Annotated in this window: 20 protein-coding genes; 10 read left to right on the plus strand and 10 right to left on the minus strand. The window is 65.8% G+C overall.

Going from position 1 to position 22,997, the window contains the following annotated elements; genetic code table 11:
• Positions 1-279 precede the first annotated feature (279 nt).
• Positions 280-966, plus strand: a complete 687-nt coding sequence (locus EO139_RS09100; RefSeq protein WP_126970304.1) for a thermonuclease family protein — start codon at positions 280-282, stop codon at positions 964-966.
• A 167-nt stretch (positions 967-1,133) separates the two neighbouring features.
• On the opposite strand, the gene EO139_RS09105 is transcribed toward EO139_RS09100, so the two are convergent.
• From EO139_RS09105 to EO139_RS09130, 5 genes are all read right to left on the minus strand, one after another.
• Positions 1,134-1,502 (minus strand): response regulator, encoded by a 369-nt coding sequence (locus tag EO139_RS09105; RefSeq protein WP_104582620.1) that lies wholly within the window; start codon positions 1,500-1,502, stop codon positions 1,134-1,136.
• A gap of 1,327 nt (positions 1,503-2,829) precedes the next feature.
• On the minus strand, positions 2,830-3,510 hold the full coding sequence (locus EO139_RS09115) for a glycosyltransferase family A protein (RefSeq protein ID WP_126970306.1): 681 nt from the start codon (positions 3,508-3,510) through the stop codon (positions 2,830-2,832).
• Positions 3,507-4,103: a class I SAM-dependent methyltransferase gene (locus tag EO139_RS09120; RefSeq protein ID WP_104582618.1), complete on the minus strand. Its 597-nt coding sequence runs from the start codon at positions 4,101-4,103 to the stop codon at positions 3,507-3,509. Before EO139_RS09120 ends, EO139_RS09115 begins: the two co-directional genes overlap by 4 nt.
• Complete coding sequence (locus EO139_RS09125; RefSeq protein WP_126970308.1) at positions 4,100-4,861, minus strand: PIG-L deacetylase family protein; 762 nt, start codon at positions 4,859-4,861, stop codon at positions 4,100-4,102. Before EO139_RS09125 ends, EO139_RS09120 begins: the two co-directional genes overlap by 4 nt.
• Complete coding sequence (locus EO139_RS09130; protein WP_164739798.1) at positions 4,849-5,844, minus strand: acyl-CoA dehydrogenase; 996 nt, start codon at positions 5,842-5,844, stop codon at positions 4,849-4,851. The genes EO139_RS09125 and EO139_RS09130 overlap by 13 nt, the downstream gene beginning before the upstream one ends.
• A gap of 410 nt (positions 5,845-6,254) precedes the next feature.
• Here EO139_RS09130 and EO139_RS09135 point away from each other — a divergent pair, with 410 nt between their 5' ends.
• The 3 genes from EO139_RS09135 to EO139_RS09145 all read left to right on the plus strand — a co-directional run bounded on the left by EO139_RS09135 (position 6,255) and on the right by EO139_RS09145 (position 9,589).
• The gene (locus tag EO139_RS09135; RefSeq protein ID WP_104582727.1) at positions 6,255-6,761 is read left to right on the plus strand and encodes a helix-turn-helix domain-containing protein; all 507 of its coding nucleotides are present in this window, start codon (positions 6,255-6,257) and stop codon (positions 6,759-6,761) included.
• Positions 6,758-8,452 carry an FAD-dependent monooxygenase gene (locus EO139_RS09140; RefSeq protein ID WP_126970310.1) on the plus strand — a complete coding sequence of 565 codons (1,695 nt, stop codon included), beginning with the start codon at positions 6,758-6,760 and terminating at the stop codon, positions 8,450-8,452. Before EO139_RS09135 ends, EO139_RS09140 begins: the two co-directional genes overlap by 4 nt.
• Positions 8,453-8,560: 108 nt before the next feature.
• Positions 8,561-9,589, plus strand: a complete 1,029-nt coding sequence (locus tag EO139_RS09145) for a Gfo/Idh/MocA family oxidoreductase (protein WP_104582616.1) — start codon at positions 8,561-8,563, stop codon at positions 9,587-9,589.
• A 123-nt stretch (positions 9,590-9,712) separates the two neighbouring features.
• On the opposite strand, the gene EO139_RS09150 is transcribed toward EO139_RS09145, so the two are convergent.
• Positions 9,713-11,974, minus strand: a complete 2,262-nt coding sequence (locus EO139_RS09150; protein ID WP_126970312.1) for a methyl-accepting chemotaxis protein — start codon at positions 11,972-11,974, stop codon at positions 9,713-9,715.
• A gap of 417 nt (positions 11,975-12,391) precedes the next feature.
• On the opposite strand from EO139_RS09150, the gene EO139_RS09155 reads away from it, so the two are divergent.
• Positions 12,392-12,700, plus strand: coding sequence for a hypothetical protein (locus tag EO139_RS09155; protein ID WP_104582726.1), 309 nt, complete (start codon positions 12,392-12,394; stop codon positions 12,698-12,700).
• Positions 12,701-12,861: 161 nt separating this feature from the next.
• Here the strand turns inward: EO139_RS09155 and EO139_RS09160 are convergent, their stop codons facing one another.
• Both EO139_RS09160 and EO139_RS09165 read right to left on the minus strand, forming a co-directional pair.
• A complete protein-coding gene (locus EO139_RS09160; protein WP_126970314.1) occupies positions 12,862-13,308 on the minus strand; it encodes a GNAT family N-acetyltransferase in 447 nt (148 codons plus the stop codon).
• Positions 13,309-13,734: 426 nt separating this feature from the next.
• Entirely contained in the window at positions 13,735-14,604 is an 870-nt protein-coding gene (locus EO139_RS09165) for an NmrA family NAD(P)-binding protein (RefSeq protein WP_126970316.1), read from the minus strand.
• 143 nt (positions 14,605-14,747) lie between these two features.
• Between EO139_RS09165 and EO139_RS09170 the strand changes: the two genes are divergently transcribed.
• Positions 14,748-15,623 (plus strand): LysR family transcriptional regulator, encoded by an 876-nt coding sequence (locus EO139_RS09170; RefSeq protein WP_126970318.1) that lies wholly within the window; start codon positions 14,748-14,750, stop codon positions 15,621-15,623.
• A gap of 43 nt (positions 15,624-15,666) precedes the next feature.
• Here EO139_RS09170 and EO139_RS09175 read toward each other — a convergent pair whose 3' ends face one another.
• A complete protein-coding gene (locus EO139_RS09175) occupies positions 15,667-16,581 on the minus strand; it encodes a universal stress protein (RefSeq protein ID WP_126970320.1) in 915 nt (304 codons plus the stop codon).
• A gap of 14 nt (positions 16,582-16,595) precedes the next feature.
• Complete coding sequence (locus EO139_RS09180) at positions 16,596-17,537, minus strand: bestrophin family ion channel (RefSeq protein WP_241235940.1); 942 nt, start codon at positions 17,535-17,537, stop codon at positions 16,596-16,598.
• 184 nt (positions 17,538-17,721) lie between these two features.
• Here EO139_RS09180 and EO139_RS09185 point away from each other — a divergent pair, with 184 nt between their 5' ends.
• The 4 genes from EO139_RS09185 to EO139_RS09200 all read left to right on the plus strand — a co-directional run bounded on the left by EO139_RS09185 (position 17,722) and on the right by EO139_RS09200 (position 22,963).
• Positions 17,722-19,161 (plus strand): PAS domain-containing sensor histidine kinase, encoded by a 1,440-nt coding sequence (locus EO139_RS09185; RefSeq protein ID WP_104582610.1) that lies wholly within the window; start codon positions 17,722-17,724, stop codon positions 19,159-19,161.
• A complete protein-coding gene (locus EO139_RS09190; RefSeq protein WP_104582609.1) occupies positions 19,154-19,798 on the plus strand; it encodes a response regulator transcription factor in 645 nt (214 codons plus the stop codon). The genes EO139_RS09185 and EO139_RS09190 overlap by 8 nt, the downstream gene beginning before the upstream one ends.
• Before the next feature lie 289 nt (positions 19,799-20,087).
• Complete coding sequence (locus EO139_RS09195; RefSeq protein ID WP_126970322.1) at positions 20,088-21,446, plus strand: alpha/beta fold hydrolase; 1,359 nt, start codon at positions 20,088-20,090, stop codon at positions 21,444-21,446.
• The gene (locus tag EO139_RS09200; protein ID WP_126970324.1) at positions 21,443-22,963 is read left to right on the plus strand and encodes a GMC family oxidoreductase; all 1,521 of its coding nucleotides are present in this window, start codon (positions 21,443-21,445) and stop codon (positions 22,961-22,963) included. The genes EO139_RS09195 and EO139_RS09200 overlap by 4 nt, the downstream gene beginning before the upstream one ends.
• Positions 22,964-22,997: the final 34 nt, after the last annotated feature.

Below are 22,997 nucleotides of genomic sequence, written 5' to 3' on the forward strand. Positions count from 1 at the left end.
GAAATGACACCTTGTCCGTTACCTCGGGCACACCGCGTGTGCTCGGCCTTGAATGCGGCGGTTTGAACATGATTCGATGAACGCCCCATGCCATGGCCTTCTCGCAGGCCGCAGCAAGGGATAGGCAGCGCCTTCCTGTTGGCATACAGTGCCGCCCCGCGTCGCTTGGTCGATGCGGGCACCAGCGCGATGGAAGCTGGTGAGCCAATCGGCTAGACGCTGTCACCCAGGCAAGAACAGACGGACCACGCTCTGCCGATCACCCGAGGCTTGTTGTTGATGTTGTCCAGATGTTCGGTGGTTGTTGTCGTTGCGCTGTTCGCCTCACCCGTTATCGCAGCAGAGCTGGTTGGCCGGGCAACCGTCACCGATGGTGACACCATCACGCTCGCGCAGAAGCGTATCCGCCTGTGGGGCGTCGATGCCCCCGAAAGCGCGCAGCAGTGCACCAGCGATACCGGCAGCGCGTGGCCTTGCGGCCGGCGTTCCGCCGCTGCCCTGGATGGCTATCTGCGTGACAGGACGGTTCGCTGCCAACCCAAGGATACCGATCGCTACGGACGAGTCGTTGCCGAGTGTTACGTGCAGGGACAATCGGTCAACCGCTGGATGGTGCAGTCCGGTTGGGCGGTGGCCTACCGCGAGTACGCCACCGCGTTTGTCGCCGACGAACGCACCGCGCAGCAACAGCGGCGCAACCTCTGGGCCGGCACCTTCCAGATGCCAGCCGACTACCGTCGCGGCAAACGCAACCAATCGGCACGGCGGGCTCAGGCGGCAGCACAGACGCAGTTGCCTGCGCACTGCGCCATCAAGGGCAATATCTCGAGCAAGGGCAGCAAGATCTTCCACATGCCCGGGCAACGCGACTACCAGCGGACCAGCATCTCACCTGCGAAGGGCGAGCGCTTTTTCTGCACCAGCCAGGAAGCCATCAATGCAGGCTGGCGACGTGCGGCAAGATGATGCCGGGCAGCGATCGGGGACCGATCGTGATCCACGGATTCACGACGACGGCGATGGTTTCACCGGGTTGTCGCGATCGATCGATCCGGTCTGCGCAATGACCCTGCCTTGAAACCTGCGCATGCTCGATCAGGACGAGGGTAGGGTTGCCTCGCCAGCTGCCCACGCTAGTGGCCGACGAATGCCTCGATATTCTGGACCAGGCTGCGGCGATTGTAAGGCTTGCTTAAAAACATCGTCCGGCTGGGCAATCCCTTGGGAGAATGCCCTAACCCCGATGTCAGGATTGCCGGCAGATTGTTGCCGTCGGCACGCAGATACGAAATCAGGCCGTATCCATCCAGGAGCCCCGGCATCTGAAGGTCGGTGAACACGAGCGCTATCGCAGGACAATGATCGATTTGCTCCAGCGCACCTTGGGCATCGCTGGCAGTCACGACCGCATAGCCACTTTCGGTCAGCAACAAGGTGGCGATCTCGAGGGTATCGGCATCGTCCTCGACAATCAGGATCAGTTTTTCGTTGTGAGAGCCCATAACGCAGTTTTCCGAAAATGCATGCACCACACTACGTTTCCCACGCGAAAAACGCGTGATCGATTCGGCCACACTGAACAGCGCGCAGGATTTTCCCGTCCATCGCTCTGGGCGAGTCGTCGAGCCGTGGCTGGATTCCACCAGGGAAGTGCCCTGGATGGGCGCGTCAGCGACGTCAACGTGCATGCATTGGCATATCTGGCGCGTGTCGATGCCGCATACAGTGTGGCGGCTCCGGGCAGCATGATGGCCAACGCGGTTCAGGCGACACGTGCAGCAAGCAGTCGCTGCCGCCGAGCGCGGCGCGTTGCCGCAATTCTGGGCCGGATCTACAAGTCCAGACGGCAGCGGCAGTGTTGAGTAGTGGCGCAAGCCCCGTTGTGCAACGCTGATGGCAGGATCAAGGGCGTACGGGCAGTCAATCGCGGCATCATCCACCAGCAACCACAGCAGGCGCTACGCCCACGCAGCGACATGCAGACGCGGGCCGCGTCTGCAACCAGGCACGATGCACACCTTGCGGTCGCTACGCACGAACCAGCGCGTGTGGGTACAGCCGCCTGGCTTCCAGGCATCGAGGTCGAGCTGGAGATTGCATGGGCCGCGCAGGGTCTGACCAAGCGAACGTGCGCAGCAGGGCGAGTCGGTTGCTCAACCGTTGGTCGGCGTCGTCCATATCCTGAAACAACGCGCTGGCTGGCAGCAACGCTGCCTGGTTGCCGACATCAGACATGCCCGAAACAGCTAGACACTCTCGAGAATGCCCAGCGGCGTCACCGTGCATCGATCCATCCATTGTCTGGCGTAATGGTGCGCGGCAAGCTGCGTGTCGAATCGCACTGCATGTCGTTGGCCGTACAAGGTGATTCCATCATCGAACGACACCAGGATCTCCGGGGAGAAAACGCCGTCCACCGGAAACGTATGTGCAGTCAATCGGTAACGACCGATTTGCCGAAACATCGTGGGGGCCATCATAACCTCGGTAGCGGCAGTGGCCGCCTTGCCGGTTGCAGTCAGTCAATACGCAGTTGCACCTTGATCGCTATTTTTTCAATATGCAAGCGATATGGGGAATAATCTGCAGGCGGCAATGGAATCAAAAGAACGCAACCGCACAAGTATATGCACAGCCCGCTTATACAGATAAACATAGTGTCTTGTGGAGCGGCAGCTGGCGGTGATCGAACTAGCGATCAGCGGGATAAACTGATTTATCCATGCTGCCCGCAAACGCGATCGTTTCCAACGCGGGCGAGCGATCGATACGGGCTGGCGGTTCGGCTGCTTGCTGTCGCATGACGCGGTAAGGCGCTCAGCGACGACATCAACTACCCAGCACCGGCTCGCCTGCCAGCACGGCCATTTCCAGGCGCGCCAGGTGATCGCTGAATCCGCCGGTCGCGCGGGCAATACGGCGTGCGCTGGTATTGACGACCGGCTTGACCAGGCGGGCAATCTGCATGCCCGCACGCTCCAATGCCGACACCAGCGCCACGTCTTCGCTGCACTTCAGCGCAGAGAAGCCACCGGCTGCCACGTAAGCGGCCACACTCATGCCGAGATTGGCGCCATGCACATGCGGGTGACCGTCGCGACGAATTTCCTTGGCCAGGAAGGCTTGCCGTGTTTCGGGGCGGAAATCGTGCCAATCGGTCACTTCCACCACGCCACAGAACACATCGGCGGCGCAATCGAGCTGCGCCGAGAGCCAATCCGGCGGCACGCAGGTGTCGGCATCGGTAAACGCAAGCCAGCGCGCCCCGCGCGCGATCGCGGCCGAGGCCGCCGCTGCACGCGCTATGCCGACGCCCCCGCAGGTAGTAACGGTTCTTGCGCCATGCGCGCGGGCGATCGCGCCGGTGCCGTCGGTGCAGCGATCAAGCGCGACATGGATTTCCACGCGCTCTCCACACAGGTGCGGATGCGCGGCTGCCACCAGAATGGACTGCAGGCAGTCGCTGATCAGATCCGCTTCGTTATGCGCCGGGATGTTGACCGCGATCATCGCAGCTGCTCCTGTTGCGCAATCGATGGGCCCGACATCCAGGCCTGCAGCACGAAGTCCGCGTCCTGATAGACGCACAACGTGTCCATTGCCAATGCATGGTTCAGCGCGCCGTGGACCTGCTCGGCGCTGCGCAGCGCACCCTCGAAGGCATGCCGCCAGTGACACGCCACAAGACAGCCCCGGGCGGTGAGCGAGCGGGCGAACAGCGCGACGGTTTCTTCGAACGCCGGATCTGCGAGGTAATAGCCCACCTCACTGAAGACAATCAGGTCGAACAGACCCTCCGGCCAGTCCGACGGGTGCGCCGCCTGTTGCAGCGTGACCGCAGGCAGCCCCTGCACGCGCGCGCTCGCCAGCTCGACCGCCTGCTGCGACAGATCCGTGGCCAGCAGCGTGTCGCAGCGCGGTGCCAATTGCGCGGTCAGCTCGCCATTGGAACATCCAAATTCCCAGCCACGCGCGAACCTTGCGTAGGGCAGGGCACCGAGCAGGATGTCGCGCTTGCGCTGCTCGTACCAGCGCGAGCGATAGCCGAACGGGTCTTCATCGGCATACATCTGCTCGAAGTGCTCAACGCTCAGCACCGTCATCGGATGAATACCTCAAACGGCCGCGCGAAGCGCTCCAGCACCGACGGCGGCAGAATCGGGTCTGCAACCGCCGGCGTGCAATGGCCCAACTGGGTGGCAAAGCAGGCGATGGCATTCTGCTTGGCACGCAGCACTGCAGGCGCCAGATCCAGGCGCACCGCAGAGCCATCGGCAAATACGGCGTCTTCCGGACGCGCCCAATGCCACGCCCAGACCGGGTATTGCAGACGCCGGGAAGACTGCGCCTTGCACGCGGCACGGGTCGCACGCGACGCCGCCTCATGATCGGGATGGCCATCGCGCTCCCAGGTCACCAGCACCGTGTCCTGCGCAGTGATCAGACTGCCGATGGTTTCTGCCATGTGCGCTTCGGACGCCGCCAGCGCACCATCGCCCAAGGCGAGGTGGATCAGTGCGCTCGGCAATACGCCCAGCTGCTGCGCCGCGGCATCCAGTTCCAGGCGCCGCGCCGGGCCCAGCACCTGCGGACGCCAACCGGATTCATCCGGATAGGCCTGCTCGCCGTCGGTCAACGCGATGATCAGCACCGGCATGCCGGCGGCACGCGCGGCAGCAATCAATCCGCCACAGCCGAGCACTTCATCGTCCGGATGTGGCGCAACCACCACCAGGCGCTGGCTGCCTTGCAGCAGCTGCGGCAGGGTGACGGGTGGCAGCGCACTCAGATACGGCGCGGCGCGCCATGCCGCTTCCGGCGTGCCTGCGCCTTCGATGGGCCGTCCGGCTAGATCTTCCATGGCGATGCCTCCTGCTGGCACAGCTCGCCCAAGGCCTGCAGGTCGCGTTCGGCATGATGTTGCCGAATGAATACCGACACGTCGGCGCAGCGCTGCGCATGCGCGCGGTTGTTGCACAGCGGCCCTGGCCCCAATGCGCGAGCGACCCGGTCCAGCGTATCGCGTGCGACTGCTTCGACCACGCTGCGGACCTGCAGGACGCCACGCAGATGTGCCTGCTGCGGCTGCGCATCGATGCGCGAGGCAAGCTGACGCAGCAACGCAGCGGCAGATGCCAGGCCTGCATCGATGGCGCCCAGATGCGCGGCCGCGTGCGGGTCCTTGCTCAGGCGTGCAGAGGCGCGCAGCACATCGGCAACTGCGGCGGTGGCGCCGAACCAGCACGCGGCGATGCCGGCGCCTCCATGCCAGAAGCCAGGCCGGGTCAGGTACGCGTCGGCCGCGCCGATCTGCCGCGCCGGCGTATCGGAGAAGCGGACATTGGCCGTCTCGATGCCTTGCATCCCCACTGCCTGCCACGCACTGCTGTCGATCTGTATACCGGGCTGATCCAGTGCCACCGCAAACAGGCAACTGCTGCCTGCATGGGACGTGGTCACCAGCGCATGCGTCACCTGCGCGGCGCCGGAACACCACGCCTTGGTACCGCTGAGCGTCTGCCCGGAAAAACGCATATCGGAACCCGGCGGCTCGGCCGCCCACACCGCCCAGCGCTGTGTCGGCGTCATGATATCCACGCCCAGGTCGGCGCAAATGGCCTGTGCGTCGTAATGGGCTTCCAGCAGCTTGGCCACGCACAGGTCCTCGGCCGCGATATCGGCCAGCGTCTGCCAGCGCTCCAGGGTGTGGCCGCGTCCGGGAAGCGGCAGCGTGGGATGTGTGCGGAGCCACCTGTCCGCAACCGAATGCTTGAGCCCGTCATTGACGGCTGAATCCGTGCTCGCCGTGAAGGCAAGGGTGTTCGATGAAATACGTGCGCTCATTCAAACAAGCTAAGCAGCACACGGTGCAAGGGGTGTGACGCGTGATGCGGGTTCTGGACCAGCGAAGCGAGCAGAAGTGCAGGCAGATCGTCACACCTTGCCGGGCGGATCGATACGCTGGAGACCGTTTCGTTGTGGCCGAACGTGGCGCCGCTGACGCGTCTGTATGCATGACCAGCCAGGCTCAGCAGCGCTGTCCAGTGCAGTGTTTTCCCATCCGAGTCGCGTCGCAGGCCATAGGGCGACACTGTGACGCACGTGCCTGCCTGCGTGCTCGACACCAGCACCCTGCAATGTCGCTCGGGTTCGGGATGCAGGAAGCGTCCACGTGTGCAGAACAGCCGCAGCAACCGGCGGCGGACTCCATTCGATAATTGACAACATACTGTCAAATGAGCAGCATGCTGCGGATGAGCACCCAAGACGATTTACTGGCTGTCCGCAACCTGGTCATCAAGATCTTCGAAACCAACGGCCGCCTGGTCGAGACCGGTAATGCACTGGTGCGTTCGGCCGGGCTGACAACCGCGTGGTGGCAGGTGCTGGGCGCCCTGGGCTATTCGCCGATGCCGCTGCCGGTGGCGCATATCGCGCGCAACATGGGCATCACGCGGCAGGCGGTGCAGCGCGTCGTCGATCTATTGCTGGAGCAGGGATTTGTCGCGCTCCAACCCAACCCTCATCACCAGCGCGCAAAGCTGGTGGTGCTCACGCGCATGGGCCGCGCTGCGCTGGACGCCGCCGAAGCCGCCGCCGCTCCGCTCGACCAGCGGATGCTGGATCGCATCGGAGCCAGGCGCGTGGCAACCGCGCTCGCGGTGCTTGGCGAAATGAACCAGGTGATGGCGCAGGACCTCGCTGCGCCGACCGCGCGCGCCGAGGCAGCACGCATTTCCCGAAGAAAGGGCAAGCCATGAACACTGCCGTGCACCGCGATGTCGACACCGACGTCATCATCGTCGGCGGTGGCCCGATCGGCCTGACCACCGCCTGCGCGCTCGCCCATCACGGCGTCGACTTCCGTATCGTCGAACAACGCGTGCATGCCAGGCCGCATTCGCGCGCCAACAATCTCTGGGCGCGGCCGCAGGAGCTGCTTCACAGCATTGGCATCCGCGATGCGTTGGCGGAAAAGTCGTATCGGATCACCAAGGTCAGCACCTTGCTCAATGGGCAGACCGTCGACCCGGTCGACATTGCCGATGTCCCCAGCCCGTACGCGCAGGTGCTCTACAGCGGCCAGGACGTCATCGAAACCGTCCTGGCCGAGCAGCTCGCGGCGAAAGGTGGCAGCATCGAGCGCGGCCGCAGGATGGTCGGCTTCGAACAGGATGCCGACGGTGTCACCGTCACGCTGGCAACATGCAGCGACGATCACGTCGATGGCCCGACCGAGCAACTACGCTGCCGTTACCTGATCGGCGCCGATGGCGGCGACAGTGTCGTACGCAAACAGCTCGGGCTGGATTTCGAGCCCCAAAAGTTGCCCGACCGCATGAACCGGCAGGTGGATGCCAAGCTGCGCTGGCGGCGCTCCACCGATTTCGATCAACTCTGGTTTTTCTATTACCCCAAGGGTTTTTGTGGTGTCTTGCCGGTCTGGGGCGGCTACCACCGCCTGTTTTTCCTGGCCGATGACGCCGGCATCCCGGAACGCGACCCGACGCTGGAGGAAATGCAGGCCATCGCGCGCGAGGTGACCGAAGACCCGACACTGACGTTGAGCGATCCGATCTGGCTGACGCACAGCCGCTTCCAGCATGGCACTGCAGCGCAGTACGCCAAGGGGCGCGTGCTGCTGGTCGGCGACGCCGGCCATCGCACCTTGCCGATCGGCGGGCAGGGCATGAATGCAGGCCTGCACGATGCGATCGGCCTGGCATGGCGGCTGGCGATGACCTTGCAAGGCAAGGCCGCGCCGGTGGTGCTCGACTCCTACGATGGGGAGCGCGGCGGCGAACACCGTGCGCTCGACGCGCGACAAGCACGTGGCTTCCATACCAGTGTCTACCGCGGCCCGGTCACCGATGCAGCCATGGGCATCGCCGCCAAGCTCATTCCCACCATCGGCACGCTGATTCAGGGCTCGGACGATCTGCAGCAGTTGTCGGTGGCCTATCCGCAAAGCCCGCTCAACGACGATCATCTCGGCGGCCTGCGCGAACTGCTTCAGCGCCGCGTCCCGCACTGCGGCGACCGCGCACCCGACGCGGCAATCGTCGCCGCCGATGGCAGCTCGACAACGCTGTTCGCGCACCTCTACAACCCGGATGGATGGAGCTGGGGATGGTCGCTGCTTGCCTTCGACGGGCGGCAGCCCGATGCCATGCCACGGCTGCGCCTGGCGCTTGCCGAGCTGGACGCATGGCCGTGGGTGCGGCCCAGGCTCATCCTGGCCGCAGCCGTACCACAGCCCGACGATGCCACCGCATTGTCGGACCTGGATGGTGCCGCGCATGCCGCCTACGGCATCGCAGACACCAGCGCGCTGATCCTGGTGCGGCCGGACGGCCACATCGCCTTCCGCGGCCGTGCCGATGCGCCGGAACTGCTGCGCGCCTACTGCGAACGCATCTTTGTCCCGGCGGTGCAAGGCGCTGCAGGCTGAGCCTGCCGCGTCCCGTCCAAACCGGCCAATGCCGCTGCAAGCTGGCACCACCTGGAACGCTGGTCCCGCTTTGTTAGGATGCGCACCTGCGACCCAGGAGCCAAGCGCATGCCGCCAACCGTGTTTCCCGAGCCCGAGCTGTTCCTGCCGGAGCGCGGCGAGCCGTCGTTGCGATGGGGTGTGCTGGGACCTGGAGCAATCGCCTCCGCGTTCGTGAGCGCGCTGCGCAGCCATACCAGGCAGCAGCCATTCGCGGTGGCCTCGCGTACGCGTGCGCGTGCCGAGGCCTTTGCAAGAACGTGGGCGATGCAGCGCGCTTATGACAGCTACGCGGCGCTGGTCGAGGACCGCGATGTCGATATCGTCTATATCGCCACCCCGCACAGCGAACATCTGCAACATGGCTTGCTGGCGCTGCGCGCGGGCAAACATGTGTTGATCGAAAAGCCCATCACCACGCGCGCCGACGATGCGCGCGTGCTGGTGCAGGAGGCGCGGCAGCGCGGTCTGTTCCTGATGGAAGCCATGTGGAGCCGCTACCTGCCGCACACCGTGGTGCTGCGACAACTGCTGGCCGATGGAGCGCTGGGCGAGCTTCGGCATGTGTTTGCCGACCTGAGCCAGCGCGGCCCCGACGACGCCGCGCATCGACAACGCAATCCCGCGCTCGGCGGCGGCGCGCTACTGGACCTGGGCGTGTACGCGGTGCAGTTCTCCTCGATGATTCTGGGCGCACCGACCGCGATCGCGACGACCGGCGCGCTGACCGACACCGGCGTGGATGCCTTTTCGACCATGGTGCTGTCGCATGGCGGCACCGCGCAATCCACCCTGATCAGTTCCATCGTGGCCCGCAGCAGCTCCAGCGCCTATGTCACCGGCGGCCGAGGCCGCATCGATCTTGCCGGCGAGTTTCACAACCCGACCTCGCTGAGCCTGGTCGGCAACGACCACGCCAGCACGCCGGCGGTGTGGAGGGATCCCACCGGAATCACCGGCTACGCAGGCCTGTCGTGGCAAGCGACAGCCGCCGCGCGTTACATCGGGGAAGGGCGCACGGAATCGCCGCTCCATCCACTGGACGAAGTGATCCAGATCATGACCACCCTGGATGCGGCGCGCGCGCAGCTGGGATAACAGGCAGCGTTCTGCCTGGGCACATCCTCACGTCTGGATTGCATCGCCTGGCGCGTTGGCCGCAGGTTCGATCCCCCAAACGCAAACGGCCCGGACGAGCCGGGCCGTTTGCAATGTGCGCGATCAGAATTCCTGCCAGTCGTTTGCATCGTGCGCAGCGCCTGCGGCCACCGGCCGGTTGACTGCAGGTGCCTGGCGTAGCGGATTTTTGACAGCAACGGCGGGGCGGCCAGCAATTACGCGGGGCGGTGTCGCAACCGGCGTTGCCGGACGCGTGGTGCGTGTGCCGTCGTCGCTGATCTTGAACACCGACACTGCCTGGGTCAGCTGCACGGCCTGTTCTTCCATCGAGCGTGCCGCCGCGGTGGCTTCTTCCACCAGCGCGGCGTTCTGCTGCGTGGTTTCGTCCATTTGCGTCACGGTGGTGTTGACCTGTTCGATGCCGGCCGACTGCTCCTGCGATGCCGCAGAGATCTCGCCCATGATGTCGGTCACGCGCTGCACGCTGGCCACGATCTCGGCCATCGTGGAGCCCGCCGTATGCACCAGCGTCGAGCCTTCGGCGACCCGCTCGACCGAATCGTCGATCAGGCTCTTGATCTCCTTCGCCGCCGCGGTGGAGCGCTGGGCCAGCGTCCGCACTTCCGATGCCACCACGGCAAAGCCGCGGCCTTGTTCGCCGGCACGTGCTGCTTCCACCGCCGCATTCAGGGCCAGGATGTTGGTCTGGAACGAGATGCCGTCGATGACGGAGATGATGTCGGCAATCTTCCTGGACGAGGCCTCGATACCGGCCATGGTCCCCACGACCTTGCTCACGATCTCGCCGCCTTGCGACGCCACGCCCGCCGCACCGATCGCCAGCTGATTGGCCTGGCGGGCGTGTTCGGCATTCTGGCGCACGGTGGAGGTCAGCTCTTCCATCGAGGCGGCGGTTTCTTCCAGGTTGGCGGCCTGCTGCTCGGTCCGCTGCGACAGGTCCTGATTGCCGGCGGCTATTTCGCTGGCGGCGGCATTGATCGAGACGGCCGAGTGCTGGATGCGGCCGACAATCTCCGCCAGCTGCGCGGCAGTGGCGTTGGCGTCGTCACGCATCTGCGCGAACACGCCCTTGAAGTCACCGGTCATCCGTGCGGTAAGATCGCCTGCGGCGATGGATTGCAGCAGCGACGACAGCGATTGCAGGTTGCCGTCGGCAGTGGCCATGAGCTGGTTGAGGCTATCGACCATCACATGGAAGTCGTATTGAAAACGCTCGGCATCGCCACGTGCGCTGAAGTCGCCATTGGCCGCAGATTGCGCCAGCTGCTTGATCTCGTGGTTCATCGCAGACAGGTTGGCCTTCACCTCGTCCATGGTCTGCGTCAGCACGGCTTTCTCACCGGGCAGGCGCTCCATGCTCTCGCTGAGGTCGCCGATCGCATAGCGCCCCATGATGCGTGCCAGGTTCGCCTGCACCGCCAGGTGCGAAGCCACCAGCGTATTGGTGTCACCGGCCATGCGGCCGTAGTCGCCAGGAAACGCCGTGGCATCGATGCGGAAACTGGTCTGGCCATCATCGTGGCGCCTGGCCATGTCGCTCTGCGCGCTGAGCAAGGATTGCAGCTGCGTCTGCATACCACGCATGGCGCGCAGCAGCCGGCCGGCTTCATCCCTGGCGTCACTGTCCACGTCGTTGTCCAACTGGCCGTTGGCAATTGCCTCTGCGGCCCGGGTTGCGCGTGCCAGCGGCTGGGTCAGGCTGCGGGTGATGAGCCAGGCGAGCAGGCTGCTGATCACCACCACGGCAATGCCACCGCAGATGATCAGCAGCTTGCCGCGATTCATCGACGCCACGGCGTCGGCGTAGGCTTGCTGGCTCTGGCCTTCCTGTCGCGTCACCAGCTCGCGGATCTTGTCCTGCCATGCCATCGTCGCCGGGCGCGCTTTTTCGCTCAGCAAGGCCTGCGCGGGCGCATTGTCGTTTTGCGCGGCCAGCGCCATGACCTGATCGTTGATCTTGCCCGAGATCGCGCGTCGTTCGTCCATCTCGGTGCGAATCTTGCGACCTTCCTCGGAGCTGGGCAGCGTATCGAGCTTGGCCCGCAACTCGTTGTAGCGCTGGCGCTGCGCCTTGATGGTGGTGAGCGCTTCGTTGTTGAGTTCATCGCTGGTGGCCATGGCATAGGTGCCAAGCGCAATCAGGATCGATGAGTTGGCATCCAGCATGCCGTTGCCGATCTGGATCTTGGCCATGCGGTCGAGCACGATGAAATCGAATTGCTGTCTTGCGTTGGCCAGGGTGACCAGGCCGGTTGCCACCAGCAGGCTCGACAGCAGGATCAGGGCACCGAAGGCGATGCCGAGACGGCGGCCGACGTTATAGCGTTGCAAATAAGCAGTCATGCGGGTCGTCCTGATGTCCAGTGGGTGGCACCGGCCGGCACCGCGTGATGTTCGCGTGAATGCCTCGGCAACGTGATAACGACGCCACGAAGGCAAACTTAAACCCTCCGCTCCAGCCCGCATTTAGCTGATATTTTCGTTCACGCAGGTCAGGGAAAAACCGACTGGCGGCGCCGCGACGATCCACGTGACACTGCTGACGCTGTTGCATCGGCAACATCGCGCTCGGTCCTGGCGCGTGGGTACAACCCAGGCATCGGAGACAGCGAACGTTCGTAGCCGGCGTCGGGGTCGAGTTGTTCGGGGGCACCATTGGTGGGTCTTGCACCGCGGTCGCCCCCCGGTGCTCCGGACGCCATGTCGCGCGCCAACACCGACTCACTCAGCCGCGACGCCCCAAGCCTGATCATGCGCGCCATGAACAGCAGTACCCAGATCACCGCGCGAACGATCACGATCACCCCGGCAGGCGCAGCATCGGCCGGCAGCGAGGTCGTGGTGCACTTGTCGGCCAGCCCGGACCCGCGCTGGCAGGCATGTTTCAATTTCATCGTGCAAGGCCGCGATGGCTTCTTCCTGCAGGGCAGGCCGGTATTCGACAACGCGAGCTTTCACGGAATCTTGCAGGCCGGGCAGGCCGAGGCCTTTCGCCAGGAGTTGCCGGATCTGCTGGTATCAACCGCTGCGCTTGCGCGTGCCCAGGTGAACAAGGACGCGGCGCGATAACCGGGCGGGGGCGCCCGTGCGAGATGCCCAGAAGGCCGTATCTGTGGGGTCAATCGGTGGCCAGCCTGAAGAAGCGGCATCTCGCAACGGCTATTTGTCCGCACGAACGAGGCTACCCGTCTGCACGCTGCCCGCACATCCGCAAGCGATGCACCACCGCTTTAGCGTGCGAACCGGGCGCGGCCTGTAGGCGTTGCGCGGGGCTGCAGATCCAGCGCCATGTCCCACCGCTCCAGTCCGGGCGCATAGCCGTCCACCGTCACCTGCTGCACGACAAAGCCGAAGCGGGCGTAGAACTGCTGGGTATGTTGACTCGTATCCAGTACGACGCGCCGGATGTCCGGCCTCTGGCGCAATGCGTCGAGCCGGGCCAGGAGTAACTGCGTTCCCACGCCGCGGCGGTGCAGGCTCGGATGGACCATGCCCCAGCACAAGCTCGCCGTGATGCCATCGGCATTGATCGCATAACCGGCGCAGCCAGCAATCTCGTTGCCACGCTCCAGCAGTTGGTAGTGCCACGCCGCGGCGTGCTGGATCAGGAAGCCAGCGAAGTCGACGCGTTCCCCGACACCGAAGAACGCCGGCACATTCGCGTCGAACAGGGCCATGCACACATCGAAGTCCTGGGAGTGGTACGGCCGAATCGTGTCCATGTGCGTAGTCTGCCCCAGACGCGCAGGCGATGTAGCGGCATGGCATCGCGTGCCGTCTGAACACAGCTCGCCAAGGAGCGACAGCCTCAGGTCCATCTGTCACCCTGGCCACGCGGCAGCAGGGCGAGGGCGCGGCGCACCTGCTTGCATGCTGTCGCCAATGCCTTGATCGCAGCGACGCATGCGTTCGACACAGCAGCGGCTTCGGCGTGCTGCTGATCGCTGTGGAGCCAACCGGGCGGATCACGCGCATCGACGCGCAGTTTGAGTGCCGGCGGCATCGGTCTGGATGAGACGGGCCACGGCTGCATGACCTGCAGACCAGGCCTTCTGCGGTGCGCAACAAGCGGGGACACCCCGCGCTTGTTGCGTCGCCTGGGCTCAGGCCCGGTCCGTCGCCTCGCGCACGAAGTCTGCATAGCTGCGCAGCGGTCGCCCCAGGATGGCCTGCAGTTGTTCCACCGTGCCGTCGGCCGCCTGCATGCCGTGGGTCTGGATGCCGGCCATCATCAGGCGCATGTCGTAGGCCAGCCAGGATGGGCCGTACGCGGCCAGCTGCGCTTCGAAGGCGGCCACGTCATCGCCCGCGTAGGCGATCTCGCGGCCAATCGCCGTACTCCAGACCTTCGCCGCGGAGGCGCCCGTTACTGCATGTGGTCCGACCAGGTCGAGCGTGATGCGCGCAAGCGCGGCAGGTGCGCGGTCGCGTCGCAGCAATTCGACCACCGCGATGTCTGCGATATCGCGCGCATCGATCATGGCCACACCGGCCGCGCCGATCGGCATCGGGTAGATGCCGTACTGCTGGATCGTCTGCTGGATCACCGCTTCGTTCTGCATGAAATACGCAGGACGCAGAATCGTCGCAGGAATGTCGAGGCTCTCGATCATGCGCTCGACGGTGTGCTTGCCGGTGAAGTGGGGCACGTTGGTGAACTTGTCGGCATGGATGACCGACAGGTACACGATGCGTTCGATCCCTGCGTCCCTTGCCAGGTTCAGGGCGATCAACGCCTGCGTCACTTCGTCGGGAGTGACTGCGTTCAACAGGAACAGCGTGCGCACCGACGACAATGCGGCACGCATCGACGCGACGTCGGTGAGATCTGCGATCACTTCGGTGACACCTGTCGGAAAGGCGCGCTTGCCAGGCTGGCGAACCAAGGCCCTGACCTCTGCGCCTGCGTCGGCAAGGCCCTGGGTCACGAGGGAACCGATGGTGCCGGTGGCACCGGTAACGAGAATGCTCATGTGAATCTCCTGCTGTGGATGGAAGGGTGCATCAGCGCGACATCTCCGCAGCGACTGGCGTTGCGGTGACGAGACGATAGGCCGTTGCATCGCCAATACGAAGACGCCAGGATGTAGATGCCCGGTTTCAAAAATGGAACACCATGGATCTCAATGCGTTGATCGATTTCGCGCTGGTCGCAGCCAACCAGGGCCTGGGAAAGGCCAGCCGTGCCAGTGGCAGATCCAAGGCGACCTTGTCGCGCCGCATCGCCGAGCTGGAGGAGCAGCTGGGCGTACGGCTGGTCGAGCGCAGCGCACGTGGCCTCAGGCTCACCGAGGCCGGGCAGCTGCTGATGGACCGCACCGAAGTGCCGTTGAGCGAGGTGGCCGAGGCCATGGCAGCCGCACGCGAAGGGCTCTCGACCCCGCGCGGGCGCTTGCGGGTGGCATCGCCGGTGCTGTTCTCGCAACTGGCGATGGGACGCATTGGCGCGGAGTTCTGTGCGGCCTATCCGGAGATCACGCTCGAGGTGGTGGCAGAGGACCGCACGGTCGATCTGGTGGAGGAGCAGTTCGATGTGGCCATCCGGATCAATCCGAGCCCGGACAGCAGCCTGGTCGGGCGCTGCTTCGCCAGGGATCGGCTGGTGGTCGTGGCCGCACCCGGCATCGCCATGCCCACCGGCGGCGCGGTTACGCCGATTCCCGCCGTGGTGATGTCCAGCTTCCAGCCGACCACATGGACGCTCGATGACGGGCGTCTGGTCCTGGAACCCGTGCCAAGGCTGCGGTTTTCCTCGTTCCTGATGGTCCGCGACGCAGCGATGGCCAGCGGCGGCGTGGCGCTCATTCCACAGTCGATCGCATGGAACCAGCTCGCGCGTGGCGAACTGCTGCAATGGGGCACCATCGCCGGCGTGGAGCCGGCGCTGTGGGTGTTGCACACGTCCAGGCGCCTGGCTGCCCCGAAGGTGCGCGCCTTCGTGGACTTCATGTGCGACAGGTATCCGGATGCGTCGCTCGTATTGAAGGGATAGGGCGCTGGACCTCGCTTGCGCTGGCCAGGCGCTCGCCCAGCGCTCACATGCGCAGCAGCCGCCTTGCCAGGCTACGGCCGGGCGCTGTGCCTGCCTGGTCGGCATTGCTGCCCAGGATGGGGCGACGCAGATGGGGCGGCGGCAGGCAGATCAGCACGCACGGCGTTTTCGCCAGGGCGGACTGCAGCGAGGAGCGCCAGACGCCGCGGCGGACGACGGCGTCGTGTTCGACCACCAGCACATCGGCGCAGGCGCGTTTGAGCAGGCTGGCGATCTCGCGCCGCGGGTTGCCGACGGCCACGTGGACGCGCACGCGCAGGTCCTCGTCGGGCAGTTGCTGGACCAGGTCGCCGAGCCAGCTGGCGGCCGCGTCTTCGCCCAATGGCTTGTCGTGGAACAGGCTGTCCACCAGCAGGCCTTCGCTGATCTCCGGCACCACGTGCAGCAGGTGCAGGTCGGCGCCGCGGCGGCGTGCCAGGGCGGCGGCATCGCGCAGCGATTCCAGGCTGGTTTCGCGGCCGGTGATCCAGCAGGCCACATGGCCGCCGACCGCCCCGTCGCGCGGGATCGCATCGGCATACGGCAGGGTCAACATGGGCGTGGCCACGCGCTGCAGCACGCGCGCGCGCAGCGAGACGTGCAGCGGGCGCGGCAGGCCGGTGCGTTCGGATGGCGGCATGATCAGCAGCGCGTCCTCGCGGCTGCGGCAGAACGAGACGATGCCGGCGGCGGCAGGGCCACCGGCGAGTGCGCGCTCGCAGCCCGGGTAGTTGGAGGCCTCGGCAAAGAAGGAATCCAGCGACTGCTGGGCCTGCGCGCGCTTGCCCTTGGCGTGCACGTGCAGGATGGTCAGGCGCGCCCGCAGGCGGTCCACCAGTTGCGCCACGGTCGGGATGGCGGCATGGCAGGTCTCGGAAAAATTGGTGGCGAAGATCAGCTGGGTGGGGGTGGTCTGCATGGCGGGCTCCGTGGTCAGTAGATGAAACCGTCGATGGCGCGCACCTCGCGCAGTGGCACGCGCTGGCCCAGCATCTCGCGCAGGGTCAGTTCGATGCCGCGCGACAGCGCGGTCATCGGGGTGTCGTGCACGGTGTTCTCGAACGGGTCCTCGATGGCGCTGCTGGCGCTGTCGATGGCGATCAGGGTGAAGCTGATCAGCACCGAGGCGATCGGCATGGCAAGGCCCATGCCGGCGATCAGGCCCAGCGGCACCAGCCAGCAATACATGTTCACCAGCGTGCGCGGCAGCGAGGAGAACTGCCGTGGCAGCGGGGTGTTCTTGATGCGTTCGCAGGCGCCCTGGATATTGGCCAGCGTGGTGAGGTTGGCGTCCAGCGACGACCAGCGCAGGCTGTCGAGCATGCCCCAGTCGCGCGCCTGCTGCAGTTGCTGGCCCAGCCGCAGGGTCAGCGCGTTGGGGATGTTGGCGTAGCCGCGCAGCTCGTCGGCGCGTGCCTGGCCGAGCAGCCCGGCCAGCTCGGGAAACGGATTCTGTCGGCGCAAATGGCAGCGCAGGGCGTGCACGAAGGCGACCTGGTGCACCACGATGTCGTCGCGCAGCGTGGCCTGGCGCGGGTCGGCAGCATCCACATCCAGCGCGGTCAGGGCCTGGCGTGCGATGGCGCGCGAGGTGTTCACCAGCGTGCCCCAGAGCTGGCGCGCTTCCCACCAGCGGCCATAGGCCGCATTGGCGCGGAACGCCAGGAAGATGGTGAGCGCCGAGCCAAGCTGGGCCAGCGGCAGGGCTTCGATCGACAGCCACTGCCAGCCGAAGAAGGTGTACAGCACGGCCACCGCGCAGTCGAACGCCAGCAGTACCAGCAGGCGCTTGTAGGTCTTGGGCCAGATGCGTCGCAACGGAAACGTATCGCGGGTGATCATGGGAAAGGCAACATCGACGTGGGGTAGGGGCATTACACCCAGCCTCCACGGTCGTGTCTGCCATCCTTGCGCCAGCGTTGGACAGTGCACGCACCGTCCGAACGATGCGGACGGACTATCTTTCGATAGGGTGAAATCCGCAGGCCTGGCCACGATGCTGTGGCATCAACCACAGCGAGAGAGGAGCGGCATTGCAGCGCAGGTGCATGGGGTGGCAATGGACAGACTGAGACTGCCATTCAAGTGGCGCGGGCAGGTGGTCAAGCTCAATCGCGGCCCGACGCTGTGGGCGTCGCTGGCGATGCTGGCCTCGCTGGTGTGGGCGGAGTGGTACTCGCACCTGGGCGTATCGCTGGGGCTGCTCTACATCCTGCCGGTGGTACTGGCGGCCACGGTGCTGTCGCGGCGCGACATCGTCATCGCCGCGATCGCCTGTGCGGTGCTGCGCGGCCTGTTCGTGACCGACGAAACCCTGGTCGAACAGGCGCTGCGCTTCTTCATGGCGACGATCGCCTATGCCGGCTGCGGCTTGCTCGTGGCCGAGATCAGCCGCACCCGCCGGGTGATCCTGGCCCATTACGTGCAGCTGCGCGCCGAACAGCGGCTGCGCCGGCGGCTGGAGCGGCAATTGCGGCTGCTCGCCGAGAGCAGCCCGGCCGCCTTGCTGACGGTGGCCGGCGACGGCCGCATCGTGGCGGCCAACCGCGCCGCACACGAGATCCTGGACATGGCCGAGGAGGGTGGGCTGGAGGGCCGCGCGGTCCGCGAATTCCTGCCGCTGCTGGACGACGCCTTGAGCATGAGCGCCAACCTGGATGGTATGCGCACCTCGGCCAGCACCTGGGGCTGCCGTAGTGATGGCACCCGCTTCCCGGCCACCACCTGGTTCTCGGTCTACGAGGACAGTGAAGAGCGGCACCTGGCCGCGATCCTGGTCGACACCAGCGAGGAAGTGCGCGCGCGCGAATCGGCGCACTTCGACGATGTGCTCAAGAACAATCGCCTGCTGGCCGGCGCGGTGTCGCACGAGATCCGCAACCTGTGTTCGGCGGCGGGCGTGGTCACCTCCAACCTGGCGCGGCATCCGGCCATTGGCGCAGATCCGGACCTGGCCGCGCTGCGCAGCCTGGTGGCGGCATTGATGGAACTGGCGTCCTTCAACCTGCGTCGGCAGCTACCCGACGAGGCGCATGAAACCCGGCTGCAGACGCTGTGCAGCGAACTGGACGTGATCATCCGCTCGGACTGGGAGGACGTCGACGGCCAGCTGGTGATCCAGATCCCGGCCGAGTTCCCGTCGGTGCATGGCGACCGCCATGCGCTGCTGCAGGTGCTGCTCAACCTGGCGCGCAATTCGCTGCGCGCGGTGCAGGCGCTGCCCCCGCAACGCCGCCAGTTGATCGTCAGTGCACGCCTGGAACAGCAGCGTGCCGTGCTGAGCGTGCGCGACACCGGGCCGGGCATCGCCGAGCCGGGCCGCCTGTTCCAGCCATTTCGCAGCGACAGCGACGGCTCCGGGCTTGGCCTGTACATCTCGCGTGCCCTGATGGCCAACCAGGGCGGTCTGCTGCGCCATGCGCCCGGCGGCGAAGGTGCCTGTTTCGAGCTGCATCTGCCGCTGGCGCATGCACCGTACGCGGAGGCGCTGGATGGATGAGTCGCGGCGCGAACCGGTGCGCCTCTACCTGCTGGACGACCACACGCTGTTCCGCGAGGGCCTGCTGCGCCTGCTCGGTGCCGACGCCCGCTTCGAGGTGGTGGGGCAGTCCGGCACCTTGGCGCAGGCCATCGTCCAGATCGCGTCGCTGACGCCTGACGTGGTCATCCTCGACTACGACATGGGCGAGTACAACGCGCTGGACTACATGCGGCGCCAGGCCGAGCAGGCGCGCCGCCCGGCCACGCTGGTCGTCACCGCCGGCCTGCCCGAGCGCGACGCACTGGCCTTGATCCGGCTCGGCGTGTCCGGCATCTGCCGCAAGGATGTCTCCACCGACGAATTGATCGACAGCATCCATGCGGTGGCGATGGGCCGGGTGCTGATCGACCAGCGCTACCTCCAGTCGCTGGTTGCCCAGGGCACCCAGGAAAGCCGGCCCAGCTTCACCGACCGTGAGCGCGAAGTGCTGCGTGGCTTGTTGCGTGGGCAGTCCAACAAGTTGATCGCACGCCAGTTGGGCAGTTCGGAGAGCGCCATCAAGGCGACGTTCCAGCAGCTGTTCAACAAGCTCGACGTGCGCTCGCGCAGCCAGTTGGTGATGGTGATCCTGCAGGATTATCGCGACCTGGTGTGAGGCGTCCTGTCGCTTTGAGCAATGCCGCGCGAACGATGCAGATGCAGATACAGATGCTTAGCGATTGAAGCCAATGCAGTCGCAGTTGCACGGGAACGTATTGGCCCGTGCAACAGGGCAGCAGATGCGACGCCGGGCTACCACCCGGCAAGCACGCCAACCAGGATACTGCGGGCGGTGTCGACCGCCAGCCGCAGGGCCTGGAACCATCACACCGTGTCGGACTCATCTGCACGAGGCGTGGACGAAGCGAAGGGCATCATGCGCGCCTGATGGATTGAGGTGTTACATGGCGAAGCCGACGCTGTTCTTCCTGCATGCCCTCGGGTCCAGCAGCAACGAGTGGTCTGGGGTCATCCAGCGACTGGATGCGCGTTTCGACTGTGTGGCACTGGATATTCCCGGTTTCGGGGACGCGCCGCCGCTACCGCATCTCGACACCGCCGCACTGGTTGCCTGGTTCGTCGACGAGGTGATTCGGCGGCAACCGACGTGCTGGCTCGCGATCGGACACAGCATGGGCGGAAAGATCGCCAGCCTGGCAGCAGCGCAGGCACGCGAGGGCGTGGCGGGGCTTGCCGGCCTGGCCGGCGTGATCCTGGTCGCGGCGTCGCCGCCGGCGCCCGAGCCGATGGACGAGTCGCGCCGAAACACGATGCTGGCCTGGTTCGAGAAGGGCCACCCCTCGCGGCAGGAAGCGGAGCAGTTCATCGACGACAACTGTGCGGCGACGTTGCCAGCGCCGGTCAGGACTGCCGCTGTCGAGGATGTGTTGCGAACCAACGCCAACGCGTGGATCGCCTGGCTCGCACATGCCAGTCGTGAGGATTGCAGCGCACAGGCCGGCTGCATGCATGTGCCTGCGTTGATCATCGCCGGCAGTGACGACGGCGACCTCGGCGAAGCGGCGCAAACAGCATTGAACGCGCCGCACTATCACGATGCGCGCATCGCCGTGGTGGCCGATGCCGCGCACCTGATCCCGTACGAACAACCGCAAAATCTCGCGCAGCTGATCGCAACGCACGCGGATCGCTGCGTGGGCATGCACATGCCCGAGGACTTCATCACGCTGCTCAACGCAGACAGGGTCTCCCCACGCATGCGCAAGCTGCTGCTTAGTCGTCACGCGGGCCCGCCCGCCAGTGCGCAGGGCGTGCTGAGCCAGCATCAGCTGAAGCTCCTCGGCGAAGTGGTCGCGCGTGTCCTGGATGGGGCCGGCGATGCGCGCGCGATTGCTCGGCGCATCGATGTCCAGCTTGCCGAAGGCGCCGGCGATGGTTGGCGCCATGCGGCGTTGCCACCGGACCGGCTTGCGGTGCCGCTGGGGCTTGACGCGCTCGACGCGCTGAGCAATGGCTTCGCTGGATTGCCTGCCGAGACCCAGGACCGTTGGCTGCGCGCGGTATCGCTCGCGACGGCCGGTGATCCCTCGGCACACGGGCTGGATGCAGCGCAGCTGGCGCACTGGTTCGAGGACATCCGCGCCGAAACCGCGCGGACCTGGGTCAGCCTTCCCGCCACGATGGCGGCAATGGGATACGACGGCTTCGCAGTTGGCGGCGCTGGTATCGACAGCCCGGGCTATCAGCAGACCGCAGCCGACCGGCAGGAAGCCTGGCAGCTTCCTGCCAAGGGTCTTCGATGAGTCCCGACGCTTCGGTCGATGCGGTGGTGGTGGGGAGCGGGGCAGGGGGCGGCCCATTGGCTGCACGGCTCGCGCAGCGAGGTCTTTCAGTGGTGGTGCTGGAGGCGGGTGCGGCCTTCAGCCCTGCGTCCCATCTGCCCGATGAGCTGACGACCGGCATCTACTGGATGGAAGAGCGCCTGAGCGGTGGGCAGACGCCCACCGCATTCGGCGCCAACAATTCCGGGTCGGGCCTGGGCGGTTCGACCCTGCATTGGGGCGCCTTCTGCCCGCGTCCGGACAAGCGCGACCTGAGCCTGGCAACGCAGACCGGGCAGCGCGGCATGGACTGGCCAATCGCGCATGAAGAGCTGCTCTCCTATATCCGCCGCGTCGAGGAGTTCATCGGCGTGTCCGGGCCGGCGCACTATCCCTGGGATACGGAGCGCAGCTACGCGTATCCGCCGGCGCAGCGCAATGCGTCGGCCGGCGTGATGGAACGCGGTTGCCGCACGCTGGGCATCACCGCCACCGATGCGCCTGCCGCATTGGTGACCAGGGCGCACGAGCAGCCGCACCACGGCAGGCGCGCGGCCTGCAACAACTGCGGCGCATGCCATCAGGGTTGCAGCAACGGCGCCAAGGTGAGTGTCGATACCACCTGGCTGCCGCTGGCGCGCGCGCACGGCGCGCAATTGCGACCCGATTGCCGGGTCATTGATATCGAGCGCGACGCCCGTGGCATGGTCAGCGCGGTGGTCTACCAACAGGACGGGCGCGAACTGCGCCAGCGGTGCGCGAGCCTGTTCCTGTGCGCAGGCGGCGTGGAGACACCGCGCTTGCTGCTCAACCTGGGGCTGGCCAACTCCAGCGGCCAGGTGGGGCGCAATTTCATGGCGCATGTCGCCACCCAGGTGTGGGGGGAGTTCGATGCCGACATGCGCATGAACCGTGGCTACCCCTCGTCGCTGATCACCGAGGACATGCTGCGCCCGGCCAATGCCGATTTCGTCGGCGGCTATCTGGTGCAGAGCCTGGGCGTGCAGCCGATCACCCTGGCCAACACGCTGGCGCGTGGCGCGGGCCTGTGGGGGAGGGAACTCGTATCGACCATGGCACGCTACAACCGCCTGGCCGGCATCGGCATCAATGGCGAATGCCTGCCGCAGGAGGGCAACCGGCTGAGCCTGTCCGACGAGCACGATGCCTTCGGCCAGCGCAAGGCGCGTATCGACTTCAGCTACGGGCCCAACGAACGCGCACTCGATGCGCACGCCCGCGCATCGCTGCACGCAATCTGGGAAGCGGCAGGTGCCCAACGCATCTTCGCCGCTGCCCGCTCCGCGCACACGCTGGGCACCTGCCGGATGGGCAAGGATCCGGAGCAGGCGGTAGTGAACCCGGACGGCCGCGCTTTCGATATCGCCAACCTCTACATCTGCGACAACTCGATTTTTCCAAGTGCACTGGCAGCCAATCCCGCGCTGACGCAGATGGCACTCGGCCTGCGCACGGCGGAGCGATTCCTCGCCCGCTAGTGGCACGCGTACCACCACCAACCCCTACCACCAG

The sequence above is a fragment of the Xanthomonas sp. BRIP62411 genome (assembly GCF_003993525.1).
GTDB lineage: Bacteria > Pseudomonadota > Gammaproteobacteria > Xanthomonadales > Xanthomonadaceae > Xanthomonas > Xanthomonas euroxanthea.

Bases quoted from the DNA above. Each gene is read 5' to 3' on its own strand.
- EO139_RS09165 (WP_126970316.1), bottom strand. From the start codon at position 14,604: ATGAGCATTCTCGTTACCGGTGCCACCGGCACCATCGGTTCCCTCGTG.
- EO139_RS09180 (WP_241235940.1), bottom strand. From the start codon at position 17,537: ATGCCCCTACCCCACGTCGATGTTGCCTTTCCCATGATCACCCGCGAT.
- EO139_RS09175 (WP_126970320.1), bottom strand. From the start codon at position 16,581: ATGCAGACCACCCCCACCCAGCTGATCTTCGCCACCAATTTTTCCGAG.
- EO139_RS09170 (WP_126970318.1), top strand. From the start codon at position 14,748: ATGGATCTCAATGCGTTGATCGATTTCGCGCTGGTCGCAGCCAACCAG.
- EO139_RS09140 (WP_126970310.1), top strand. From the start codon at position 6,758: ATGAACACTGCCGTGCACCGCGATGTCGACACCGACGTCATCATCGTC.
- EO139_RS09115 (WP_126970306.1), bottom strand. From the start codon at position 3,510: ATGATCGCGGTCAACATCCCGGCGCATAACGAAGCGGATCTGATCAGC.
- EO139_RS09125 (WP_126970308.1), bottom strand. From the start codon at position 4,861: ATGGAAGATCTAGCCGGACGGCCCATCGAAGGCGCAGGCACGCCGGAA.
- EO139_RS09195 (WP_126970322.1), top strand. From the start codon at position 20,088: ATGGCGAAGCCGACGCTGTTCTTCCTGCATGCCCTCGGGTCCAGCAGC.
- EO139_RS09200 (WP_126970324.1), top strand. From the start codon at position 21,443: ATGAGTCCCGACGCTTCGGTCGATGCGGTGGTGGTGGGGAGCGGGGCA.
- EO139_RS09185 (WP_104582610.1), top strand. From the start codon at position 17,722: ATGGACAGACTGAGACTGCCATTCAAGTGGCGCGGGCAGGTGGTCAAG.
- EO139_RS09120 (WP_104582618.1), bottom strand. From the start codon at position 4,103: ATGACGGTGCTGAGCGTTGAGCACTTCGAGCAGATGTATGCCGATGAA.
- EO139_RS09155 (WP_104582726.1), top strand. From the start codon at position 12,392: ATGAACAGCAGTACCCAGATCACCGCGCGAACGATCACGATCACCCCG.
- EO139_RS09190 (WP_104582609.1), top strand. From the start codon at position 19,154: ATGGATGAGTCGCGGCGCGAACCGGTGCGCCTCTACCTGCTGGACGAC.
- EO139_RS09135 (WP_104582727.1), top strand. From the start codon at position 6,255: ATGAGCACCCAAGACGATTTACTGGCTGTCCGCAACCTGGTCATCAAG.
- EO139_RS09145 (WP_104582616.1), top strand. From the start codon at position 8,561: ATGCCGCCAACCGTGTTTCCCGAGCCCGAGCTGTTCCTGCCGGAGCGC.
- EO139_RS09100 (WP_126970304.1), top strand. From the start codon at position 280: ATGTTGTCCAGATGTTCGGTGGTTGTTGTCGTTGCGCTGTTCGCCTCA.
- EO139_RS09160 (WP_126970314.1), bottom strand. From the start codon at position 13,308: ATGGCCCTGTTCGACGCGAATGTGCCGGCGTTCTTCGGTGTCGGGGAA.
- EO139_RS09150 (WP_126970312.1), bottom strand. From the start codon at position 11,974: ATGACTGCTTATTTGCAACGCTATAACGTCGGCCGCCGTCTCGGCATC.
- EO139_RS09130 (WP_164739798.1), bottom strand. From the start codon at position 5,844: ATGAGCGCACGTATTTCATCGAACACCCTTGCCTTCACGGCGAGCACG.
- EO139_RS09105 (WP_104582620.1), bottom strand. From the start codon at position 1,502: ATGGGCTCTCACAACGAAAAACTGATCCTGATTGTCGAGGACGATGCC.